Source organism: Amycolatopsis sp. NPDC004378, assembly GCF_053602455.1.
This window is the reverse complement of record NZ_JBSGDR010000001.1, coordinates 1,463,397-1,484,303: the sequence shown is the minus strand read 5'-3', so window position 1 is coordinate 1,484,303 and position 20,907 is coordinate 1,463,397. Positions and strand designations below refer to the sequence as shown.

The window sequence follows — 20,907 nt, the reverse complement described above, 5'->3', positions numbered from 1 at the left end:
TGCACTCTTTGGCAGCAGTAACGCCCGAGCGGGCGCCACCGACAAAGGGGTCACGACATGACGAGTGCAGGCCTGTCCCGCCGTCGTTTCCTGCGCAACGCGAGCCTGGCCGGGCTGGGCGCCATCGGCTCGTCCGGCTTCCTCGCCGCGTGCGCCACCTCCGCGAACTCCGGCCCGGTCAAGCAGGCCGCCGGCGCGGTCACCGTCCAGTCGAACCTGTCCTCACCCGAGGCGAAGAAGGCGATCGAGGCGCTGGCCCAGGCGTTCGGCGCCAAGGGCGGCGCGACGGCCACGGTCAACACCGTGGCCTCGGAAACCTTCCGCACCCAGCTGCCCAGCTACCTCACCGCGGCCAACCCGCCGGACACCTACACGTGGTACCCGGGCTCGCTGCTGTCCGGCTACGCCCGCAAGGGCCTGCTCCTCGACGTCGGCGACGTCTGGCAGACCATGGGCAACTACAGCGCCGCCTTCCGGAACCTCTCCGGTGACGGCGCCGGCCACCAGGTCTTCGTCCCGACGTCGTACTACTGGTGGGGCTTCTTCTACCGGAAGTCCAACTTCGCCAAGTGGGGCGTGCAGCCGCCGGCGAACTGGACCGAGTTCCTCGCGCTGTGCGAAACGTTGAAGGGCAAGGGAATCGCGCCGATCGGCCTCGGCGCGGGCGGCACCACGCCGTGGACCGCGTCCGCCTGGTTCGACTACCTCGACATCCGGATCAACGGCGCGCCCTTCCACCGTGAGCTGCTGGCCGGCAAGCAGCGCTTCGACGACGCGCGCGTCAAGAAGATCTTCGACCCGTGGCGTCAGGCCCTGCCGTACTTCGACCCGAACGGCACCGCGATCGCGTTCCAGGACGCCACGACCGTGCTGCTCCAGGGCCGCACCGGCATGGTCCTGACCGGCACGTTCTTCGCCGACGCCGCGCCGAAGGACGCACTCGACGACCTCGACTTCTTCCAGTTCCCGATCCTCGACCCGGCCGTGCCGGTGGCCGAGGAAGGCCCGACCGACGGCTTCTTCGCCAGTGCGCGCACCCCGCACGTCGCCGAGGTCAAGGAGTGGTTCAAGTACGTCGCGACGGCCGAGGCGCAGGAGCTGTACATCAAGAACTCCTCCGGCACGGTGCTGCCGGCCAACCCGTCCGCGAAGGACGCCGGGACGCCGTTGGTCCGAAAGGGACGGAAGCTGCTGAGCGACGCCAAGGAGATCACGCAGTTCTTCAACCGCGACTCCTCCGACGCCCTGCAGCCGACGGCCGACGCCGCGTTGATCCGGTTCATCCAGAAGCCGAACGAGCTCGACTCGATCCTCAGCGACTGGCAGACCGCCGCGCAGAAGGTCTGGCAGTCCTGACATGGCGGTGCTGACCGCGGACCGGCCGAAGACAGCGGCGAAAGTGCGTAGAACCCGCCGCCGGCTCTCGCCCGTGCTGCTGGCTTTCGTCCTGGCGCCCCTGGTGGTCGAGGGGTTTTGGGTGTTCTGGCCCGCGCTGCAGGGCTTCTACCTGGCGCTGACGAACTGGGACGGCGTCTCGGCACCGGTCTTCGTCGGCCTCGGGAACTTCGCCGAGATGTTCTCCGACGACATCTTCAAGACCGCGGCCCTGGACACGGTGATCTGGCTCGTGCTCTTCGGCGGGCTCTCGGCGGTCGGCGGGCTCGCGCTGGCGACGTTGCTGCAGCGCGAACGGCGCGGCGTGGGGTTCTACCGGGCCGCGCTGTTCACGCCGGTGGTGTTTTCGCTGGTCGCGACGTCGCTGATCTGGCAGGTGATCTACCAGCCGGACGGCGTCTTCAACAAGGTGCTCGGCGCGGTCGGGCTCGGCAGCTTGCAGCATTCGTGGCTCGCCGACCCGAAGACCGCGCTGTACGCGGTGCTCGTCCCGGCGCTGTGGCGGCAGCTCGGCTACGTCATGGTGCTGTACCTGGCCGGCCTCAAGGGGATCGACCCGGTGCTGTACGAAGCGGCCAAACTGGACGGTGCCACGGCCTGGCAGCAGTTCCGCAACGTGACGTGGCCGCAGCTGCGCAGCGTCAACTCCGTGGTGTTGTCCGTGATCATCATCGACTCGTTGCGCTCGTTCGACGTCGTGTGGTCGATGACGAAGGGCGGGCCGTACCACTCGTCCGAGCTGCTCAGCACGTACATGTACGCGACGGCGTTCCAGTCGCTGCGGCTCGGCTACGCGTCCGCGCTGGCCGTGGTGATCTTCGTGCTGGCGTTCGGCGTGATCGTGACCTACCTCGTGCGTGCCTTCGGGGAGGACTCGTGAAGACGCGGACCTTCGGCTTCCACCTCCTGGCCGGTGGGCTCGCGGTGCTGTGGCTGCTGCCGATCCTGCTGGTGCTGACGACGAGCGTCCGGTCCTTTTCGGACATCGCGTCGAACGGTCTCGGCGCGCTGCCGGGGTCGTTCACCTTGGACGGTTTCGGGCAGGCGTGGGGTGACGGCGGCGGCGGGCACGCGATGCTGAACAGCCTCGTCGTGACGATCCCGACCGTGCTGCTCGCGCTCCTGCTGAGTTCGGCGGCCGCGTTCGCGCTCAGCCGGTACCGGATCCCGTTCCGCCGCACGATCATCCTGGTGATGCTGGCCGGAAACCTGCTGCCCCCGCAGATCCTGCTCGTGCCGGTGGCGAAGCTGGCCGAACTGCTGGGCATCTACGACACGCTCACCGCGCTGATCGTCGTGCAGGTCGGGTTCGGGCTCGGCTTCTACACGTTCGTGCTGCAGGGGTTCATGCGCTCGATCCCCGGCGAGATCCAGCAGGCGGCGCTGATCGACGGCGCCGGCGTCGCGCAGATCTTCTGGCGGATCATCCTGCCGATGACCCGCCCGGCACTGGCGGCCTTGGGGGCGCTGGCGTTCACCTGGACGTTCAACGACCTGCTGTGGTCGATCACCGTGCTGCGCACCGGCACGGTGATGCCGGTGACGCCGGCGCTGCTCGGCCTGCAGGGCCAGTACGTGTCCAACTGGAACGTCGTCGCGGCCGGCTCGGTGATCGCGGCCGTCCCGACGGTCGCGGTGTTCCTGCGCTTCCAGAAGCACTTCATTTCCGGACTCGCGATCGGGGCGATCAAGTGACGTGGACCGTGCGGCTCGCGACGACGTCCTACACGGTGGCACTGGACCCTTCTTCGCGGTGGGCCGAACTCGTCGCGTGGGGCCCGCACGGGGTCGAAGACGGGCCGTCGGTGTTCGCCAACGCCGGTGCGGTCCACTTCATCACCGAGGCCGACGCGGCGCCGGTCGAGTACGCCCCGCTGGGCCTGCGCCCGTTCTCCGGCGCGGACGTCTCGGTCCGCGGCGGCTCGTGGTGGCGGTTCGACTCGGCGTCTTCGGCCGACTCGGTGCGGCTGACCTTTGTGGACGAAGTCTCGGGGTTGCGCGCGACGCTCTGCTACCGGCCGGTGCCCGAAACGGACGTGCTCACGCGGTGGGTCGAGTTCACGAACACGGGTTCCGCGCCACTGGAGTTCGACCGCCTCGGCTCCGCGGGGGTGTGCGTGCCGACGGTGTCCGGTGCTCGGCTGACCTACCTGACCGGGCAGTGGTCGCAGGAGTTCACCCGGCGGACGGTTTCCCTGCCCGCAGGCGGGTTCCGGATGGAAAGCCGGTTCGGGGTCCCCGGGCACGCGCACGTCCCGTGGCTGGCGGTGCAGGACGCCTCCGGCGGTCCCGCGTACGGCGTCTCCCTGGAATGGCCGGGCTCGTGGTCCGTCGAAGCCGACGTGGAGCCCTCAGGCCTGACCCGCGTCCGGGCCGGCCGGCTGCCTTCGCCGGGACCGGTCGTCCTGGAACCCGGAGCTTCGCTGGCGACCCCGGCGGTCGCGCTGGCGTCCAGTGTGGACGGACTCGCCGGACTGGCTGCGGTGTGGCACGACTACGACCGCGTGCTGGCCGGTTCCCGGTGGCGACGGCCGCGCCCGGTGCTCTACAACTCCTGGGAGGCGACCGGCTTCGACGTCCGGAGCGCACCCCAGCTGGAGCTGGCGAAACGGGCGGCGGACATCGGCGTCGAGCTGTTCGTGGTCGACGACGGCTGGTTCACCGGCCGCGACGACGACACGGGCGGCCTGGGCGACTGGACGCCCGCGGAGGAGTCGTTCGGCGCGTTCGTCGACGCGGTGCGGGAGCTGGGCCTGGAGTTCGGGCTGTGGGTCGAACCCGAGGCCGTCAGCCCGAAGTCGCGGCTCTACGCGTCGCACCCGGACTGGGTGTACCGGATCGACGGGCGTCCGCTGACGCTGATCCGCAACCAGCTGCTGCTGGACCTCGGCCTCCCGGAAGTCGTCTCGTTTGTCAGGTCCACTTTGGATTCCCTGCTCACGACATACCCGATCTCGTACCTGAAGTGGGACATGAACCGCCCGCCGACCGAGCGCGGCCGCCCGGGTGCCCCGCACGCGGACTTGGACGCCGAGCACGTGGCCGGCTACCTGTCGGTGCTGGACCACCTGCGCGCGGCACACCCGCACGTCACGATCGAGGCGTGCGCAGGCGGCGGCGGCCGCACTGACCTGGCGACGGTCGCGCGCACGGACGTCGTGTGGCCGAGCGACAACACGGGCCCCCTGGACCGCCTCGCGATCCAGGACGGGTTCCTGCTGATGCACGCACCGCACCTGATGAGCTCGTGGGTGACGGACGCCCCGGGCACCTTCGACCCGCGCCCCCGGTCCCTGCGGTTCCGCTTCGTGACGGCGATGGCCGGAGTCCTGGGCATCGGCGCGGACCTCTCGCGGTGGACACCCTCCCAGCACGCGGAAGCAGCGTCGCTGATAAGCGTGTACAAGGAGATCCGCGACGTCATCCACCACGGCACCGCACGGGTCCTGGCGGGCCCGACTTCTCCGACGGCGGCAACGCAGTACACGTCCGAGGACGGCGACACGCTCGTCGTGCTGGCGTGGAGCACGGGCCCACTGACCGGCGCCCCCTTGACCCCGGCGCGGTCGTCCCGAGTACGGCTCGATGTGCACCCGGATTCGTCCTATGTGGACGGGTCGGGCGCCCGCTACTCGGGTGCACACCTGAAGTACGCGGGCCTCCCGTTCGACTGGACCACCTCACACGACGCCGATGTGGTCGTGCTCCGACGTCAGGGCAGCGAAACCGGCAGCACGAAGGTCGGCGAGCCGGTCGGGTAGTACTTCAAGTCCGCTTCCCCCGAAGCCGTCAACGTGAACGCCGTGACCGCGTCATCCGACTGGGCCGCCACGTAACACGTCCCGTCCACCAGGGCGAAGTGCCGCGGGTTCGCGCCGCACGGCTGGTCGGCCACAGCCAACGCCTCGTCCAGGGCGAACTCCGTCACGCAGTCCGGACCGCGGTTCGAGACGTACATGCGCGCGTCGCTCAGCTCCAGGTGGGCCACCAGGTTCGGTGTCACCGCAGACAGCGTCGAAGGCGTGACCGACACGACCTCGAACGCCCCCGGCGAGGTCTCGCGAACCGTCGCCACGGTGCCCGCCAGCTCGCCGACCACGTACGCCAGGTCGGTGCCCGGCCGGCGCACCAGCTGGCGCGGGCCCGTGCCCGCCGGCATCGGCGAGACCGCGAGCAGCTCGAGGGTGCCCGACGAAGACAGCGTGTAGCTGCGGATTTCGTCCGTGCCGAGGTCGACCGCGCTCACGATGCCGTCGCCCGGGACCGCCATGTGGACGTGCGCCGCCTCCTGGCGGGCGGCGTCCGGGCCGCTGCCGGTGTGCTGGACCAGGGCCGTCCGGGAAACGACCGCGCCCGACGACGACAGCGAGAACACCGCCAGGCTGCCGCCGGTGTAGTTGGCGCACAGCAGGAACCGGCCGTCCGGCGTCACCGCCAGGTGGCACGGGTGTGCGCCGCCCGTCTCCGCCGTCCCCAGGACCGACAGCGCGCCCGAGGGAGAGATCGACAACGCCGTCACCGAGCCGGTCGTCATCTCGTTCACGGCGTACAGCACGGGCAACGACGGGTGGCGCACCAGCCACGACGGTGACTCCAGCGGCAGCGAAGCCACCTCGCGCAACTCGCCGGTGGCGGCCCGCGAGAACGTCGTGATCCCGCGGCCGTTCCCCGCGTCACCCGTGTAGCACCCGACGAAGACCAGCTCAGCCATGCGCGCTCCTCACCAGCGTCTCGACCCGGGCGGAGATCTCCGCGGTGGTGCCGCGGGTCAGCGCCGAGCCGACCCCGCAGGCCACCGCGCCCGCCGCCAGCCACTGTGGCACGTCCTCGGGTCCGATGCCGCCGGTGGGCACCAACGGCGCCTGTGGCAGCGCCGCCCGCACGTCCTTCACCCACGACGGCCGCAACGCCGAAGCCGGGAACACCTTCACCGCGTCGGCGCCTTCTTCCAGCGCCCGCACGATTTCCGTCACCGAACCCGCGCCGGGGAACGCCGCCGCGCCGTACCGGTGAGCGGTGCGGATCACCGCCGCGTCCACCGACGGCGACACCAGGAACCGCGCGCCCGCGCGGATCGCCAGCACCGCCGACGCCTCGTCGAGCACCGTGCCGGCGCCGATCGTCGCGTCCGGGTAGGCCGCGGAAAGGCCCGAGATCGCGTCGAGCGCGCCCGGGTTCGTCAGCGGCAGTTCGATCGAGCGCAGCCCCGCTTCCAGGGCCGCGCGCGCGGCCTCCACCGCGGACTCCGCGTCGTGCGTGCGCACGATCCCGACGACGCCCTGGCGTAGCGCGTTCGCCGTGACTTCCCAGCGATAGGTCATCGGTCCACCTCCGTGCCGAGCAGTGTCTTGGTGAGTTCGCGCCGGTCGGGCAGGCCTTCGAGGTCGGTCCGCCGGCCGACGACCAGTGCCGCGCAGGCCGCGCCGGCGCGCAGTGCCCCGGCCGGGTCGCTGCCCCGCAGCCACGCCGACAGGTACCCCGCGGTCAGCGCGTCACCCGCGCCGACGGCGTCGACGACCCGGGTGACCAGGCTCGGCTGCGCCCACGAGCCGTCCGCCGTGACCGCCCGCGCGACCTTGTCCCGCTGCTTGACGACCACCGTCTGCGCCCGGCCCGCGAGCAGCGCGTCCGGCGTCTGCCCGAGCAGTTCGAGCTCTTCTTCGCCGGCGAAGACCAGATCCGCTCTGCTCAGCAAGGGCCCGACGGTGTCGCGCCAGCGGTCCGGGTGCGCGAGCTTCAGCCGGACGTTCGGGTCGAAGGACACCCAAGCGCCCGAAGCACGTGCGAGCGTGAAGAGCGCTTCGACGGCTTCGCGCGCGTCGGACGACAGCATCGCTGTGATCCCCGAGACGTGGACGAGCCGAGCGCCGTCGAGACCCGCTTCGCGCACGTACGCGGCGGAGAGACGCGAAGCAGCGGAGCCGCTTCGGTGGTACTCGACCGTCTCGGTGTCCCGGATCAGGAACCCGGTGAAGCCGTCCGGGTCGACTTCGACGCGCGAGACGTCGACGTCGTCGGCGCGCAGGGTCGCGAGCACGTGCGTGCCGGACGGGTCGCCGCCGACGCGGCTCAGCCAGCGGACGCGGTGGCCGAGCCGGGCCAGGCCGACCGAGACGGTGGTCTCGGCGCCGGCGACGGACGACGTGAAGGTGCGGGCGCGCCGCAGTGCGACGCCGGGCTCGGCGAGCAGCAGCCGCATCGCTTCGCCGAGGGTGACGACTTCGGTGTTCATCGCGGACAGCATAGCGCGTGAAATCTTAATTTAGGATTTATTCTTGACGGCGGTGGAGCCACCCCGGCATGCTGCTCCCGGCTCGCAGTTCACCGGAGAAAGGCGTCCGGCACATGCTCTTCAAGAGAACTCTGGCGGTGGTCGCCGCGATGGCGGCCGCGGTCACCGCGGCTCCCGCCCAAGCGACCCCGGCCGTGGACCAAGGCGCACCCGACTACTACGACAGCGGGGTCGCGAAGACCCCGTACATGGGCTGGAACACCTACTACGGCCTCGGCGCGCCCAGCGAGGCGTCGGTGAAGTCCGTCGCGGACTTCCTCGTCTCCAGCGGCCTGCGCGACGCCGGCTACCGCTACGTCTGGATCGACGGCGGCTGGACCGCCCCGGACCCGCGTGACGCCCAGGGAAACCTGCACGAGGACGCCGCGAAGTTCCCGAGTGGACTGTCCACTTTGGTCCAGTACGTGCACGACCGCGGGCTGAAGGCTGGCATCTACACCGACGCGGGCGCCTCCGACGGCAAGAACTGCGCGGCCGGCTCCGGCGGCTACTACGAGCAGGACACCAAGCGGTTCGCGAGCTGGAAGTTCGACGCCGTCAAGGTCGACTTCCTCTGCGGCATCGCGCAGAACCTCAAGCCCGCCGAGGCGTTCACGCAGTTCAGCCAGGCCCTCGCCAAGGCGGGCCGGCCGATGGTGCTCAACGTCTGCAACCCGGTCACCGACGAGTGGGGCACCCCGCACGGGCCCGACCAGGTCGCCGGCATCGCCTACAGCTACGGCCCGCTCGTCGCCGACTCCTGGCGCACCAGCACGGACATCGCCTTCGGCACGCCGTACGAGGGCATCTGGACGGACGTCCTGCGCAACATGGACGCCAACGCCGCGCACCCCGAGGCGAACGGGCCGGGTCACTACAACGACCCCGACTACCTCATCCCGATGCGCAAGACCGAGCAGGGCACGTACGAGCTGAACGAGGAGGAGTCGACCACCCAGTTCGTCATGTGGTCGGAGATGGCCTCCCCGCTGATCCTCGGCTCGGACCCGCGCACGCTGCCCGCGTCGATGCTGAAGACGTTGAAGAACCCGGAGATCATCGGCGTCAACCAGGACCGGCTGGGCATCCAGGGCGTCCGCGTCGCCACGACCGGCACCACCGACACCTACAGCAAAGTCCTCTCCCAGCGTGGCGACCGGGCGGTCGTGCTGCTCAACCGCGGCGCGGCGCCGACGCGGATGACGCTGAACTTCGCCGACGCGGGGCTCAGCGGCCGGGTGTCCGTTCGCGACCTGCGTGCCCGCGCCGACCGCGGCAGCGCGACCGGCTCGTACGCGGTCACCGTGCCCGCGCACGGCACGGCGTTCCTGCGCCTGCACGGCACCGATCTCGTCCCGGGCGACGACCTCGGCGGGACCGCGTCGGCGAGCCCGGCGATCGTCCGCACCGGCGGCAAGACCGTCACGTTCTTCCGCGACCAGGGCGGGTCGCTACAGGTCACGGGCCTGGACGGGCCGCGTCAGGTGGGCGGCAGGTTCCTCGGCCAGCCCGCCGCGATCGCCACGCCGGCCGGCCTCGACGTCTTCGTCCGCGGCCTCGACAACGCCCTCTACAAGCGCAGTTACGCCCAGCGCTGGGGCGACTGGCAGCGGCTCGGCGGCACGCTCACCGATTCGCCTTCCGTGACCAGCGACGGCACGGTCTTCGTCCGCGGTGCCGACGGGCAGGTCTGGCAGCGGACCGCGGACGGCCGGTGGTCCGGTCTCGGTGCCCCCGGCGGCAAGCCGATCTACGGCCGGCCGGGCGCGGCGACGTCGAGCAGCGGCACCGTCGTCGCGGTCCGGACCGCGGACGACAGCGTCTCGGTGCGCACGAAGACCGGCGGCACGTGGTCGGACTGGACGTCCATCGGCGGCACCGTCAGCAGCAGCCCGACGCTGGTCGCGGCTGGCGCGAAAGTAGCGCTGACGGCGTCTGCGAGCGACTACACGCTGTGGGCGAACGACTGGACCGGCTCGTGGGCCGGCTGGTTCAAACGGCCGGAGTACCCGAGCGGGAGCATCGTGGGCACCCTCGGCGCGGCGTCGGACGGCGCGTCGCTGTGGTTCGCCGCGCGGGGTCCGGACGACCATGTCCACGTAGCCAGGTTCTAGGAACGGAGAAGGCGATGTCCACGCGTACGGCGGTGGTGACCGGAGCGGCGTCCGGGATCGGGCTGGCGACGGCCCGGAAGCTCCTCGACGACGGCTACCGCGTGCTGGGCGTGGACATCGCCGAACTCCCCGACGGTGTGGTGCCGATCCGGGGATCGGTCAGCGACGAGACGACGTGGGCCGCCATCGGCGAGGTCGACGCCCTGGTCAGCAACGCCTACGTGCCCAGCACCGGGCCGTTGCACGAGATCGGACGGGCCGAGTGGGAGCGCCAGCTCGACGTCAACCTGACCGGCACGTACCTCGCCCTGAAGGCCTGCCTGCCGTCGCTGCGGGCGCGGCGCGGCGCGGTCGTGCTGGTCTCGTCGGTGCACGCGCACTTCGGGCTGCCGGGCCACCCCGCGTACGCCGCGAGCAAGGGCGCGCTGGTCGCGCTGGCCCGGCAGCTGGCCGTCGAATACGCCCCCGGCGTGCGCGTCAACTCCGTGCTGCCGGGGCCGGTGCTCACCGAGGCCTGGAACCGCATCTCGCCGGAAGACCGTGAGCGCAGCGCCCGGGCGACGCCCGCGGGCCGGCTCGGGCAGCCGGACGAGGTGGCGAACGTGATCGCGTTCCTGCTGTCGGACGCAGCGTCGTTCGTCACCGGGGCCGAGCTGACCGTCGACGGTGGCTGGTCCGCCGCCAAGGATTCCGCGTAGATGGGGGACAACGGGTGAAAATCACCGGAGTTGAAACGTTTCTGGTCGCGCCGCGCTGGCTGTTCCTCAAGGTCAGCACGGACGAGGGGGTCAGCGGCTGGGGCGAGCCCGTGGTCGAGGGCCGTGCGGAGACCGTGCGCGCGGCCGTGCACGAGCTGTCCGAGCTGCTGATCGGCCAGGACCCGCTGCGCATCGAGGACCACTGGCAGGTGCTGCGTCGCGGCGGGTTCTACCGCGGCGGGCCGGTGCTCTCCAGTGCCTTGGCCGGGTACGACCACGCGCTGTGGGACATCGCCGGCAAGGTCCGCGACGCGCCCGTGCACGAGCTGCTCGGCGGCCCGGTGCGCGACCGCGTCCGGGTCTACAGCTGGGTCGGCGGCGACCGGCCGTCCGGCATCCGCGAAGCCGTGTCCGCGCAGGTCGAGGCCGGGTTCACGGCGGTGAAGATGAACGTCGCCGGCCCGCTGACCGCGATCGCGTCGCCCGCCGAAGCCGACGCGGCGGTGGCGCGCGCGTGGGAAGCGCGGGAGGTGCTCGGCCCGCACCGCGACCTCGCGATCGACTTCCACGGCCGCGTCTCGCCCGCGATGGCGCGCCGGCTGGTGAAGCTGCTCGAAGACGTCCAGCCGATGTTCGTCGAAGAGCCGATCCTGCCGGAGACGCAGGGCGACGCGCTGCGGTCGATCGTCGAGGCGTCGACCGTGCCGATCGCGGTCGGCGAGCGGCTGTACTCGCGCTGGGAGTTCAAGCCGGTGCTCGACGCCGGGGTCGCGGTCGCGCAGCCGGACCCGTCGCACGCCGGCGGCATCTCCGAGCTGCGCCGCATCGGCGCGCTGGCCGAGATGTACGGCGCCGCGCTCGCCCCGCACTGTCCACTCGGGCCGATTTCCCTCGCAGCGTCGCTGCAGGTCGCCTTCGCGACGCCGAACTTCCTGATCCAGGAACAGAGCGTCGGCATGCACTACCACGAAGGTCAGGAGCACCAGTACCTCGTGGATCCGTCCGTCTTCGCCTTCCAGGACGGCTACGCGGCGCGTCCGCTCGAACCCGGGCTCGGCATCGAGGTCGACGAAGCGGCCGTCCGCCGCGCCGACGAGGTCGGGCACAGCTGGCGTTCGCCGGTGTGGCGGCACGACGACGGCGGTCTCGCCGAATGGTGACCTGGCTCGAGCGCGGCGACCTGCGGCTCGGGCTGGTCCCGGAGCTCGGCGGCCGACTGCTTTCGGTTTCCCGTCGGGGCGTGGAGCTGCTCTGGCGCAACGCCGATCTCCTGGCCGACGACCTCCGCGGTGAGTACGCGCCGAACTCCGGCCGGATGGGCGACTGGGTCAACTACGGTGGCGACAAGACGTGGCCCGCGCCGCAGGGCTGGTCCGGCCCCGGGGAATGGGCGGGCCCGCCGGACCCGGTCCTCGACTCCGGCCCCTACACCGCGGTCGTCGACGGCGACACGGTGACCATGACCAGCGCCCCGGACCCGCGCACCGGCCTGCGCCTCACCCGCGCGATCACGATCCTCGACGACGGCTACCGGCTGGACCTGCGCGCCTCGAACACGGCCGGGCACCCGGTCCGGTGGGCACTGTGGAACGTGACCCAGCTGCCCGGCGGCGGCACGGTCACGGCGGGCCTCGCCCGGCCGGACGTCGTCGCGCTGGTCTCCGGCACCGGTACACCGGAGTACACAGTGGACGGTGACCGGCTGGTCGTGCCGCCGCAGGACGTCGTCGGCAAGCTCGGCGTGCCGGGCACCGCGGGCTGGGTGTCCTACGGCGCGTTGACGCTGTCGTTCGCCGTGGACCCGGCCGGCGAGTACCCGGACCGGGGCTCGCCGCTGGAGATCTGGCTGGAGCACCCGCTGCCGTCGCCGCTGGCCGAGCTGGGCGACCTCGACCCGCCCGCGCGGATCGTCGAACTCGAGGTCCTCGGGCCGCTGACGACGCTGGCGCCGGGCGCTTCGGCCGAGTTGTCCCTTCGCGCCACGGTCCGGGAGGATGACGTGTGACCTTCACCGTCAAAAGCCTGACCGCCGCGGTGTTCGCGCTGGTGTTTTCGGCCGCCGTCCCCGTCACCGCCCACGCCGGCGAAGCGCCGGAGTGCCCGGCGAACCTGGACTGCCGTCTCGTGCCGGCGGCGTACGACTGGGCGAGCGACGACCACGGCAACGCCAACGACTACGGCAACTACGACCCGGCGGACCGGACCGCCGACGGCCAGGAGATCCAGTACATCGTCATTCACGACACCGAAAGCGTCCCCGGCAGCGGCGCGAGCCCGTACGACCAGGCCATCGCGACCTTCCAGAAGCCGTCGAGCGGATCGAGCGCGCACTACGTGATCCGCTCCTCCGACGGCCAGGTGACGCAGATGGTGCCGACGAAGGACGTCGCCTGGCACGCCGGCAACTGGACGATGAACGAGCACTCGATCGGCATCGAGCACGAAGGCATCGCGGCGCAGGGCGGTACCTGGTACACCGAGCAGATGTACCGCGCCTCCGCGGACCTGGTGCGCTACCTGGCGGCGAAGTACCACATCCCGCTGGACCGGCAGCACATCCTGGGCCACGAGGACGTTTCGCGCGAGCGCACGGCGAACTTCGCCGCCGCGCACTGGGACCCGGGCCCGTACTGGGACTGGAACCACTACATGGACCTGCTCGGCGCGCCGGCCCAGCAGGGTGGAGACCAGGCCGTCACGATCAACCCGGACTACGCGGCCAACCAGCCGCCGATGACCACCTGCACCGGCAGCACCTGCACGCCGTTGCCCGCGCACGGCGCGAACTTCGTCTACCTGCACACCGCGCCGGACGAGGCCTCGCCGCTGATCACCGACGCCGTGGTGCACCCGGACGGCTCGCCGGGCACGACGGCGATCGACGACTGGAGCGACAAAGCCGTCGCGGGCCGCACGTACGCGCTCGCCGGTGAGCAGGGCGACTGGACGGCGATCTGGTACGGCGGCCAGAAGGCGTGGTTCGCGAACCCGGGCCACCGCGTGACCGTTCCGGCCCGCGCCCGGCTGGCGACGGCGTCCTCCCCGGCGCCGCTGTACGGCCGCGCCTTCCCCGAGCAGGCCGAGTACCCGTCGGACATCCCGTTCGACCCGATCTGGACGGTCGGTGCCGTCCCCTGGACGCTGCCCGCGGGCCAGCGCTACGTCGTCACCGGGGAGTTCCGGGCGGAGAACTACTACGCGCGGTTCGACCCGGCGGACGTCCCGGCCAACCACACGCTGGTCACCGGCGCGGCGACGTACCTCCAGGTCTCCTACAACCACCGGCTCGTCTACGTGAAGGCGTCCGACGTGCGGCCCGGCTGACCTGCGCAGGTATCGTGAGGGCGTGACGGACAAGCCCCGCATTCCGAACGTGCTCGCCGCCCGCTACGCCTCGCCGGAGCTGGTCCGGCTCTGGTCGCCGGAGCAGAAGGTCGTCCTGGAGCGGCAGCTCTGGATCGCTGTGCTCCAGGCGCAGAAGGACCTCGGCGTCGACGTGCCCGACGGCGTCGTCGAGGCCTACCAGGGCGTCCTCGAGAACGTCGACCTCGAGTCGATCGCCGCCCGGGAGCGGGTCACCCGTCACGACGTCAAGGCGCGCATCGAGGAGTTCAGCGACCTCGCCGGCCAGGAGCACATCCACAAGGGCATGACGTCGCGCGACCTCACCGAGAACGTCGAGCAGCTCCAGCTGCTCCGCTCGCTGGAGCTGATGCGCACGCGCGTCGCGGCGGTGCTCGCGCGGCTGGCCGCCCTCGCGGTCGAGCACGCCGACACCGTCATGGCCGGGCGCTCGCACAACGTCGCCGCGCAGGCCACCACGCTGGGCAAGCGGTTCGCCACGGCGGCCGACGAGCTGCTCGTCGCCTTCGCCCGGCTCGAGAACCTCATCGAGCGCTACCCGCTGCGCGGCATCAAGGGCCCGGTCGGCACCGCGCAGGACATGCTCGACCTGCTCGGCGACGAGTCCACTTTGGACGACCTGGAGGACCGTGTGATGCGGCACCTCGGGTTCGGGCAGCGGTTCGTCAGCGTCGGCCAGGTGTACCCGCGCTCGCTCGACTTCGACGTGCTGTCCACTGTGGTCCAGCTCGCCGCGGCGCCGTCCAGCCTGGCCAAGACGATCCGGCTGATGGCGGGCCACGAGCTGGTCACCGAGGGCTTCAAGCCCGGCCAGGTCGGCTCGTCCGCCATGCCGCACAAGATGAACACCCGCTCGTGCGAGCGCGTGAACGGCCTCGCCGTGGTGCTGCGCGGCTACCTGTCGATGATCGGCGAGCTGGCCGGCGACCAGTGGAACGAGGGCGACGTCTCCGACTCGGTCGTCCGCCGCGTCGCGCTGCCGGACGCGTTCTTCGCGCTCGACGGCCTGCTGGAGACGTTCCTCACGGTCCTGGCCGAGTTCGGCGCCTTCCCGGCGGTGATCGAGCGTGAGCTTGATCGCTACCTGCCGTTCCTGACCACGACGAAGGTGCTGATGGCCTCGGTCCGGGCGGGCGTCGGCCGTGAGACGGCTCACGAAGCCATCAAGGAGAACGCCGTCGCCGTCGCGCTGGAAATGCGCGAGCGCGGTCTCGCCGAAAACGACCTGCTCGACCGGCTCGCGGCCGACGAGCGTATCCCGCTCGACCGCGGCGAGCTCGACAAACTGCTCGCCGACCGGATCTCGTTCACCGGGACGGCGGGCCGTCAGGTCGAGCAGGTGGCCGCGCGCGTCGCCGAGGTCCTCGAGCGGTTCCCGGAGGCCGCGGGGTATGCGCCCCAGCCGATCCTGTGAGCTGACGCACCCGTCCACGGAATGGAACGAATCCACTCGAACGGGCGAAATCCCTAATCTCGATCGCTGACCCACGGAGCGCTGCGAAGCGCATGTCCTCACCATGGAAGAAGCGATGAGATCCACGCTGTCCACCATCACCGCCGTCCTCACCGCGGGCGCGCTGACGCTGACCCTCGCCGCCTGCGGTGGTTCCGACGCGGGGGCGACCACCCTGCGCGTCGGCACCCTGAGCGATGCCCCGCCGTCGATCTACCTGGAGAACGGCCGGTTCACCGGCTACGACAACGAGCTGCTGCGCGACATCGCGAAGCGGGAAGGCTTCGAGGTCGAGTTCGTCGGCACGGAGTTCTCCAGCCTCCTCGCCAGTGTCGCCAGCGGGAAGTTCGACATCGGCAGCTCGACGATCTCCAGCACCGAGGCCCGCAAGAAGACGGTCGCCTTCTCCAACGGCTACAACACCGGCTTCACCACGATCGTGACGGCCAAGGGCGCGAACCTCAAGGACGTCGCCGCGCTGTCGGGCAAGCGGCTCGGCGTCGTCCAGGGCTCGGTGCAGGACGAGCTCGCCGGCAAGACCGCGGGCGCGCAGGTCGTCCGCTTCCCGGACTACAACGCCGGTTTCGCGCAGCTGAAGAACGGCACGCTCGACGGCTGGGTCGTCCCGCAGGACATCGGCAAGAAGTACCTGGACCAGAACCCCGCGGTCCCGCTGGAGCTCGGCTACACCGTCGAGGACAAGGACACGCCGTCGGCGTTCGCGGTCGCCAAGAAGAACACGGACCTGCTGAACAAGCTCAACGACGGCCTGCAGAAGGCCATCGCGGACGGTACGGTCGCCCGCATCTACGGGCAGTTCTACAAGAACACGCCGTTGTCGAAGGAACTCCAGCAGGGCGGGCCCGGCCTCGTCGTGAAGAACGTGGGTGTGTGACGTGAAGAAGCTGATCGTCACGGTGGTGGCCGCCGCGCTCGCACTGACCGCGTGCGGAGGGGCGTCGGACAGCGGCAGCACCACCCTGCGCGTCGGGACCCTGAGCGACGCGCCGCCGAACGTCTACCTCAAGGACGGCAACTACACCGGCTTCGACAACGAGCTGCTCAAGGCCATCGCGGCCAAGCAGAACCTGAAGCTGGAGTTCGCCGCGACCGACTTTTCGGCGCTGCTCGGGCAGGTCGCGTCGGGCCGGTTCGACCTCGCCAGCTCGGCGATCGCGCAGACGGACGAGCGCAAGAAGACCGTCGACTTCTCCGCGGCCTACGACTTCGAGACCATGAGCATCCAGGCCAAGCAGGGCACGCCGGTCACCGACGAGAAGGGCCTGGCCGGCAAGCGCGTCGCGGTCATCCAGGCGACCGTCGGCGACCACTGGCTGACCAGCACGGTCCCGGCCGCCCAGGCGGTGCGCTTCCCGGACTACGCCGCCGCGCTGACGGCGTTGAAGACCGGCGCGGTCGACGCGTACATCCTCGACCAGAGCATCGCCGAGAAGAACGTCACCGACAACCCGGACGCCAAGCTGGTCGTCGTCAAGAGCTTCGTCACGGACGTGCCGCACGGCTTCGCGGTGAAGAAGGGCAACGCCGAGCTGCTCGGCAAGATCGACGACGGGCTCAAGCAGGTGATCTCCGACGGGACCTGGCTTAAGCTGCACCAGCAGTTCCTGCCGACCGCTCCGGTGCCGGCCGGGTTCCAGGGTTAGGAGAAGCATGAAGAAGACACTGGTCACGGCGCTCACCGCGACGCTGCTCGCCGCCTTGACCGCGTGCGGCGGTTCGGACAGCGGCAGCGGCACCCTGCGCGTCGGCACGCTGAGCGACTCGAAGCCGAACGCCTACCAGGAGAACGGCAACTACACGGGCTTCGACAACGAGCTCTTGAAGGCCATCGCGGCCAAGGAGGGCCTGAAGCTCGAGTTCGCCGCGACGGAGTTCTCGGCCCTGCTCGGCCAGGTCGCGAACGGCACGTTCGACATCGGCAGCTCGGCGATCTCCCAGACCGAGGCCCGCAAGAAGACGGTCGACTTCTCGGCGCCGTACAACTACCAGGCGCTGGGCATCGAGGCCAAGGAGACTGCGGGCATCACCGACGAGAACTCCCTGGCGGGCAAGCGGATCGGCGTCGTCCAGGGCACGGTGTCGGACACCTGGCTCGGCTCGAACGCGCCGACCGCGCAGGCCGTCCGCTTCCCCAATGACGCCGCCGCCCTCAACGCCCTCAAGACCGGCGCGATCGACGGCGCCGTCTTCGACCAGGCCACCGCCGAGGACTACGCGAAGAACAACGCCGACGCGAAGCTCAAGGTGACCAAGGCGATCACCACGACCATCCCGCACGGGTTCGCCTTCAAGAAGGGCAACACCGAGCTGATCAACAAGATCAACGACGGCCTGAAGAAGGTCATCGCGGACGGCACGTGGGTCAAGGTGCACGACCAGTTCGAGCCCACCGCGCCCGTGCCGGCGGAGTTCAAGGCGGGGCAGTAGTTCCACAATGGACGACTTCGTCAACACCTTCCTGGACTGGGACTACATTTCGCAGGTCCTCCCGGACCTGGCGAAGACCGGTCTGCTGAACACGCTCATCCTGTCGGTGACGTCCGCGCTGATCGGCACCGTGCTCGGCATGGTGCTGGCGGTGATGGGCCTGTCGACCAAGTGGTGGCTGCGGTGGCCCGCGCGGGTCTACACGGACATCTTCCGCGGGCTGCCGGCCATCCTGACGATCCTGCTGATCGGCCAGGGGCTCGGCACGCTCGCGCGGAACGTCGTGGGCACGAACCCGTACCCGATGGGCATCCTGGCGCTGTCCCTGATCGCCGCCGCCTACATCGGCGAGATCTTCCGGTCCGGCATCCAGAGCGTCGACAAAGGACAGCTGGAAGCCAGCCGCGCGCTCGGGATGAGCTACACCAAGGCGATGCTGCTGGTGATCATCCCGCAGGGCGTGCGCCGGGTGCTGCCCGCGCTGGTCAACCAGTTCATCGCCCTGGTCAAGGACTCCAGCCTCGTCTACGTCCTCGGCCTGCTGGCCGGCCAGCGCGAGCTGTTCCGGATCGGCCAGGACCTCGCGGCGAACACCGGCAACCTGTCGCCGCTGGTGGCCGCGGGAGTGTTCTTCCTGGTGATCACGGTGCCGTTGACGCACCTGGTCAACTACATCGACAAGAAGCTCCGGACCGGCCGCAAGGTGCGCGCCGACGAGCCGGGCGACGACGAGCTGGACCTGCTCGCCAGCGGGAAGGTGGTCTCGTGACCGCGACCCAGGTGCGGTCGTCCAGTGTGGAGCTGCGCGACATCCACGTCACTTTCGGCACGCTGGAGGTCCTCCGCGGCGTCGACCTGAAGGTGGAGAGCGGCAGGACGACCTGCGTGATCGGCCCGTCCGGCTCCGGCAAGTCGACGTTGCTGAGGTGCGTCAACCGCCTGCAGGAACCCGATTCCGGCGACCTGCTGCTCGACGGCGAGTCCGTGATCAAGGCCGACCCGGACGCCCTCCGCCAGCGCGTCGGCATGGTGTTCCAGCACTTCAACCTCTTCGGTCACCGCACCGTGCTGGACAACATCGTGCTGCCGCTGCGCAGTGTGAAGAAGATCGGCAAGGACGAGGCGACGGCGATCGCCCGCGCCCGCCTCGCCGAGGTCGGCCTCGCGGACAAGGCACCGTACCGGCCGAGCGCGTTGTCCGGCGGCCAGCAGCAGCGCGTCGCGATCGCCCGGGCACTGGCGATGGACCCCGAGGTGATGCTGTTCGACGAGGCCACCAGCGCCCTGGACCCGGAGCTGGTGAAGGGCGTGCTGAACCTGATGGCGGGCCTCGCCTCGCGCGGGCTGACGCTGATCGTGGTCACGCACGAGATGGGCTTCGCCCGCAGCGTGGCCGACGAGGTGGCCTTCATGGACGCGGGCCGCATCGTCGAGCAGGGCCCGCCCGCCCAGCTCTTCGACGACCCGCAGAGCCCTCGCCTGCAGCGCTTCTTATCTCAGGTGCTGTGACGACCGTTCGCCGCGAAAACCGGGCGCCCGGGCGCCATGTCCGCAGGTAGCCTGCGGACATGGCGAGGATCGCGCGGCTGACGTACTACCCGGTCAAAGGCTGTGCCGGCACCTCGGTGCCGGCCGTCGAAGTCGGCCCGGCCGGGTTGGCGCACGACCGCGTCTTCCAGGTCGTCGCCCCGGACGGCGACTTCCGCAGCCAGCGCCGCCACCCGGGCCTGGCCGCGGTGCGGCCGCAGGTGCTCGGCGACCGGCTGGCGCTGTCCGCACCGGGCTGCGAAGACCTCGTCTTCGACATCCGGCACGACGGCCCGCGCCACCCGGGTTCGACGTTCTCCTGGCAGGGCACGGGCATCCACCAGGGCGCCGAGGCCGCGGAATGGTTCTCGGACCTGCTCGGCCTGCCGTCGGTGCTCATCGGGGTCGCGCCCGACCACGAGCGCGTCACCAGCGGCGAAACCCCGGGCACGGCCGCGTTCGCCGACGGCCACGCCCTCCTCGTCGCATCGGAGTCCTCTTTGGACAACCTGAACTCGCGCATCCTCGAACGCGGCGCGGAACCGGTCCCGATGGACCGCTTCCGCCCCAACGTGATCGTCTCCGGCTGGCTGGAACCGCACACCGAGGACGAGGTCCGGACGATGACCGCGGGCACGGCCGAGTTCGGCTACGCCAAGCAGTGCGTGCGCTGCACGGTGCCGATGGTCGACCAGGAGACGGGCGAGAAGGCCGGCCCGGAGCCGATCCGCACGCTCGCTTCGTACCGACGTCACCCGGAAGGCGGGGTGACGTTCGGCATGAAGGCCGCGGTGGTGCGCCCCGGTCAGCTCGCGGTCGGCGACGAGGTGATCGTGCACTCCTGGGCGGGCCCGAGCCCGAGCACAGCGGCCGCGGAACCCCCGTTGACGGCCACCGCGAGCCGCCCGGCGGAGTCGGTGTAGAGCACGCTCGCCCCGGCCGGCACGTCCGCGAACGTCCGTCCGATCTCGGTGGTCACCGCGACACGCTCGCTGTGTACCGAAACCGCGCCGGACAGGCCCGAGAGCTCCAGGTCCGCCGGCGTCGCCGCGAGCTGGACGTTGCCGAAGTGGTCGACGGTCAGCACTTCCGACACCAGCTTCCCGGGGAACGCCGCCACGAACGGCTCCGGCAGCTCGACGAGCTCGTCGACGCGGTCACCGAAGTCCGACGGCGCCACCCCCAGCGCGAGGTGCGCCGCCGCGGGCGCGAAGACGTCCCGCCCGTGGAACGTCGCCGACGTGACCGGCAGCCGCAGCGACGGCTCGGTCAGCTCGTACGCCGCCCGCACGCCGCCCAGCGCGTGCGCGGCCGGCAGCAGGAGGCCGTTGTCCGGTCCGACGAGCAGCCCGCCACCGGCGACCACGACCACCCCGAGCCGGGCGGTGCCCACCCCCGGGTCGACGACCGCGACGTGCACCCCTTCCGGCAGGTAGGGCACGGTCTGGGCCAGCGCCATCGCGCCGTGCCGGATGTCCTGGGGCGGTACCTCGTGCGTCACGTCGATCACCCGCACGGCGGGCGCCAGCCGCGCGATCACGCCGTGGCAGGCCGCCACGAAGCCGTCGCGGAGGCCGTAGTCGGTGGTCACCGAGATCCAGTCGAAGGCCATGGCAGCATCATCCATGGTGGCGGAGG

20 protein-coding genes are annotated in these 20,907 nt (G+C 70.8%); 16 read left to right on the top strand and 4 right to left on the bottom strand.

Features of this window, described 5'->3' with window-relative positions; translation table 11 throughout:
* Positions 1-57: 57 nt before the first annotated feature.
* From ACWEN0_RS07320 to ACWEN0_RS07305, 4 genes are read left to right on the top strand one after another with little or no spacing between them, the layout of a single operon-like run.
* Positions 58-1,356, top strand: a complete 1,299-nt coding sequence (locus ACWEN0_RS07320) for an ABC transporter substrate-binding protein (protein ID WP_451969728.1) — start codon at positions 58-60, stop codon at positions 1,354-1,356.
* A 1-nt stretch (position 1,357) separates the two neighbouring features.
* The gene (locus ACWEN0_RS07315) at positions 1,358-2,275 is read left to right on the top strand and encodes a carbohydrate ABC transporter permease (RefSeq protein ID WP_451969727.1); all 918 of its coding nucleotides are present in this window, start codon (positions 1,358-1,360) and stop codon (positions 2,273-2,275) included.
* Entirely contained in the window at positions 2,272-3,090 is an 819-nt protein-coding gene (locus ACWEN0_RS07310; RefSeq protein WP_451969725.1) for a carbohydrate ABC transporter permease, read from the top strand. Before ACWEN0_RS07315 ends, ACWEN0_RS07310 begins: the two co-directional genes overlap by 4 nt.
* A complete protein-coding gene (locus tag ACWEN0_RS07305) occupies positions 3,087-5,156 on the top strand; it encodes an alpha-galactosidase (protein ID WP_451969723.1) in 2,070 nt (689 codons plus the stop codon). Before ACWEN0_RS07310 ends, ACWEN0_RS07305 begins: the two co-directional genes overlap by 4 nt.
* On the opposite strand, the gene ACWEN0_RS07300 is transcribed toward ACWEN0_RS07305, so the two are convergent.
* Genes ACWEN0_RS07300 through ACWEN0_RS07290 form a run of 3 tightly spaced genes read right to left on the bottom strand, consistent with a single transcriptional unit; the run spans position 5,108 to position 7,627 of the window.
* A complete protein-coding gene (locus ACWEN0_RS07300; protein ID WP_451969721.1) occupies positions 5,108-6,106 on the bottom strand; it encodes a lactonase family protein in 999 nt (332 codons plus the stop codon). The genes ACWEN0_RS07305 and ACWEN0_RS07300 overlap by 49 nt on opposite strands.
* Positions 6,099-6,716 carry a bifunctional 4-hydroxy-2-oxoglutarate aldolase/2-dehydro-3-deoxy-phosphogluconate aldolase gene (locus ACWEN0_RS07295; protein ID WP_451969719.1) on the bottom strand — a complete coding sequence of 206 codons (618 nt, stop codon included), beginning with the start codon at positions 6,714-6,716 and terminating at the stop codon, positions 6,099-6,101. Before ACWEN0_RS07295 ends, ACWEN0_RS07300 begins: the two co-directional genes overlap by 8 nt.
* Entirely contained in the window at positions 6,713-7,627 is a 915-nt protein-coding gene (locus tag ACWEN0_RS07290; protein ID WP_451969717.1) for a sugar kinase, read from the bottom strand. Before ACWEN0_RS07290 ends, ACWEN0_RS07295 begins: the two co-directional genes overlap by 4 nt.
* Before the next feature lie 113 nt (positions 7,628-7,740).
* On the opposite strand from ACWEN0_RS07290, the gene ACWEN0_RS07285 reads away from it, so the two are divergent.
* From ACWEN0_RS07285 to ACWEN0_RS07230, 12 genes are all read left to right on the top strand, one after another.
* Positions 7,741-9,780, top strand: a complete 2,040-nt coding sequence (locus ACWEN0_RS07285; RefSeq protein WP_451969715.1) for a hypothetical protein — start codon at positions 7,741-7,743, stop codon at positions 9,778-9,780.
* Between the two features lie 14 nt (positions 9,781-9,794).
* Positions 9,795-10,478, top strand: coding sequence for an SDR family NAD(P)-dependent oxidoreductase (locus ACWEN0_RS07280; protein WP_451969713.1), 684 nt, complete (start codon positions 9,795-9,797; stop codon positions 10,476-10,478).
* Between the two features lie 14 nt (positions 10,479-10,492).
* Positions 10,493-11,638, top strand: a complete 1,146-nt coding sequence (gene dgoD, locus ACWEN0_RS07275; RefSeq protein WP_451969711.1) for a galactonate dehydratase — start codon at positions 10,493-10,495, stop codon at positions 11,636-11,638.
* Entirely contained in the window at positions 11,632-12,483 is an 852-nt protein-coding gene (locus ACWEN0_RS07270; protein ID WP_451969709.1) for a DUF4380 domain-containing protein, read from the top strand. Before dgoD ends, ACWEN0_RS07270 begins: the two co-directional genes overlap by 7 nt.
* Positions 12,480-13,802, top strand: a complete 1,323-nt coding sequence (locus ACWEN0_RS07265) for an N-acetylmuramoyl-L-alanine amidase (protein WP_451969708.1) — start codon at positions 12,480-12,482, stop codon at positions 13,800-13,802. Before ACWEN0_RS07270 ends, ACWEN0_RS07265 begins: the two co-directional genes overlap by 4 nt.
* Positions 13,803-13,824: 22 nt before the next feature.
* Complete coding sequence (gene purB / locus ACWEN0_RS07260; RefSeq protein WP_451969706.1) at positions 13,825-15,255, top strand: adenylosuccinate lyase; 1,431 nt, start codon at positions 13,825-13,827, stop codon at positions 15,253-15,255.
* 115 nt (positions 15,256-15,370) lie between these two features.
* Positions 15,371-16,189 carry an ABC transporter substrate-binding protein gene (locus ACWEN0_RS07255; protein WP_451969705.1) on the top strand — a complete coding sequence of 273 codons (819 nt, stop codon included), beginning with the start codon at positions 15,371-15,373 and terminating at the stop codon, positions 16,187-16,189.
* A 1-nt stretch (position 16,190) separates the two neighbouring features.
* Positions 16,191-16,958, top strand: a complete 768-nt coding sequence (locus ACWEN0_RS07250) for an ABC transporter substrate-binding protein (protein WP_451969704.1) — start codon at positions 16,191-16,193, stop codon at positions 16,956-16,958.
* 7 nt (positions 16,959-16,965) lie between these two features.
* Positions 16,966-17,742, top strand: coding sequence for an ABC transporter substrate-binding protein (locus ACWEN0_RS07245; RefSeq protein ID WP_451969702.1), 777 nt, complete (start codon positions 16,966-16,968; stop codon positions 17,740-17,742).
* Positions 17,743-17,749: 7 nt separating this feature from the next.
* Positions 17,750-18,511 (top strand): amino acid ABC transporter permease, encoded by a 762-nt coding sequence (locus ACWEN0_RS07240; protein ID WP_451969700.1) that lies wholly within the window; start codon positions 17,750-17,752, stop codon positions 18,509-18,511.
* Positions 18,508-19,251: an amino acid ABC transporter ATP-binding protein gene (locus ACWEN0_RS07235; RefSeq protein WP_451969698.1), complete on the top strand. Its 744-nt coding sequence runs from the start codon at positions 18,508-18,510 to the stop codon at positions 19,249-19,251. The genes ACWEN0_RS07240 and ACWEN0_RS07235 overlap by 4 nt, the downstream gene beginning before the upstream one ends.
* 59 nt (positions 19,252-19,310) lie before the next feature.
* Positions 19,311-20,192 (top strand): MOSC domain-containing protein, encoded by an 882-nt coding sequence (locus tag ACWEN0_RS07230; RefSeq protein WP_451969696.1) that lies wholly within the window; start codon positions 19,311-19,313, stop codon positions 20,190-20,192.
* Here the strand turns inward: ACWEN0_RS07230 and ACWEN0_RS07225 are convergent.
* Positions 20,075-20,881: an SAM hydrolase/SAM-dependent halogenase family protein gene (locus ACWEN0_RS07225; RefSeq protein WP_451969905.1), complete on the bottom strand. Its 807-nt coding sequence runs from the start codon at positions 20,879-20,881 to the stop codon at positions 20,075-20,077. The genes ACWEN0_RS07230 and ACWEN0_RS07225 overlap by 118 nt on opposite strands.
* Positions 20,882-20,907: the final 26 nt, after the last annotated feature.

Excerpts from the sequence above, each read along its gene's own strand:
- ACWEN0_RS07320 (WP_451969728.1), top strand. The coding sequence starts at position 58 with ATGACGAGTGCAGGCCTGTCCCGCCGTCGTTTCCTGCGCAACGCGAGC.
- ACWEN0_RS07315 (WP_451969727.1), top strand. The coding sequence starts at position 1,358 with ATGGCGGTGCTGACCGCGGACCGGCCGAAGACAGCGGCGAAAGTGCGT.
- ACWEN0_RS07300 (WP_451969721.1), bottom strand. The coding sequence starts at position 6,106 with ATGGCTGAGCTGGTCTTCGTCGGGTGCTACACGGGTGACGCGGGGAAC.
- ACWEN0_RS07295 (WP_451969719.1), bottom strand. The coding sequence starts at position 6,716 with ATGACCTATCGCTGGGAAGTCACGGCGAACGCGCTACGCCAGGGCGTC.
- ACWEN0_RS07290 (WP_451969717.1), bottom strand. The coding sequence starts at position 7,627 with ATGAACACCGAAGTCGTCACCCTCGGCGAAGCGATGCGGCTGCTGCTC.
- ACWEN0_RS07285 (WP_451969715.1), top strand. The coding sequence starts at position 7,741 with ATGCTCTTCAAGAGAACTCTGGCGGTGGTCGCCGCGATGGCGGCCGCG.
- ACWEN0_RS07280 (WP_451969713.1), top strand. The coding sequence starts at position 9,795 with ATGTCCACGCGTACGGCGGTGGTGACCGGAGCGGCGTCCGGGATCGGG.
- ACWEN0_RS07270 (WP_451969709.1), top strand. The coding sequence starts at position 11,632 with ATGGTGACCTGGCTCGAGCGCGGCGACCTGCGGCTCGGGCTGGTCCCG.
- ACWEN0_RS07255 (WP_451969705.1), top strand. The coding sequence starts at position 15,371 with ATGAGATCCACGCTGTCCACCATCACCGCCGTCCTCACCGCGGGCGCG.
- ACWEN0_RS07245 (WP_451969702.1), top strand. The coding sequence starts at position 16,966 with ATGAAGAAGACACTGGTCACGGCGCTCACCGCGACGCTGCTCGCCGCC.
- ACWEN0_RS07240 (WP_451969700.1), top strand. The coding sequence starts at position 17,750 with ATGGACGACTTCGTCAACACCTTCCTGGACTGGGACTACATTTCGCAG.
- ACWEN0_RS07230 (WP_451969696.1), top strand. The coding sequence starts at position 19,311 with ATGGCGAGGATCGCGCGGCTGACGTACTACCCGGTCAAAGGCTGTGCC.
- ACWEN0_RS07225 (WP_451969905.1), bottom strand. The coding sequence starts at position 20,881 with ATGGCCTTCGACTGGATCTCGGTGACCACCGACTACGGCCTCCGCGAC.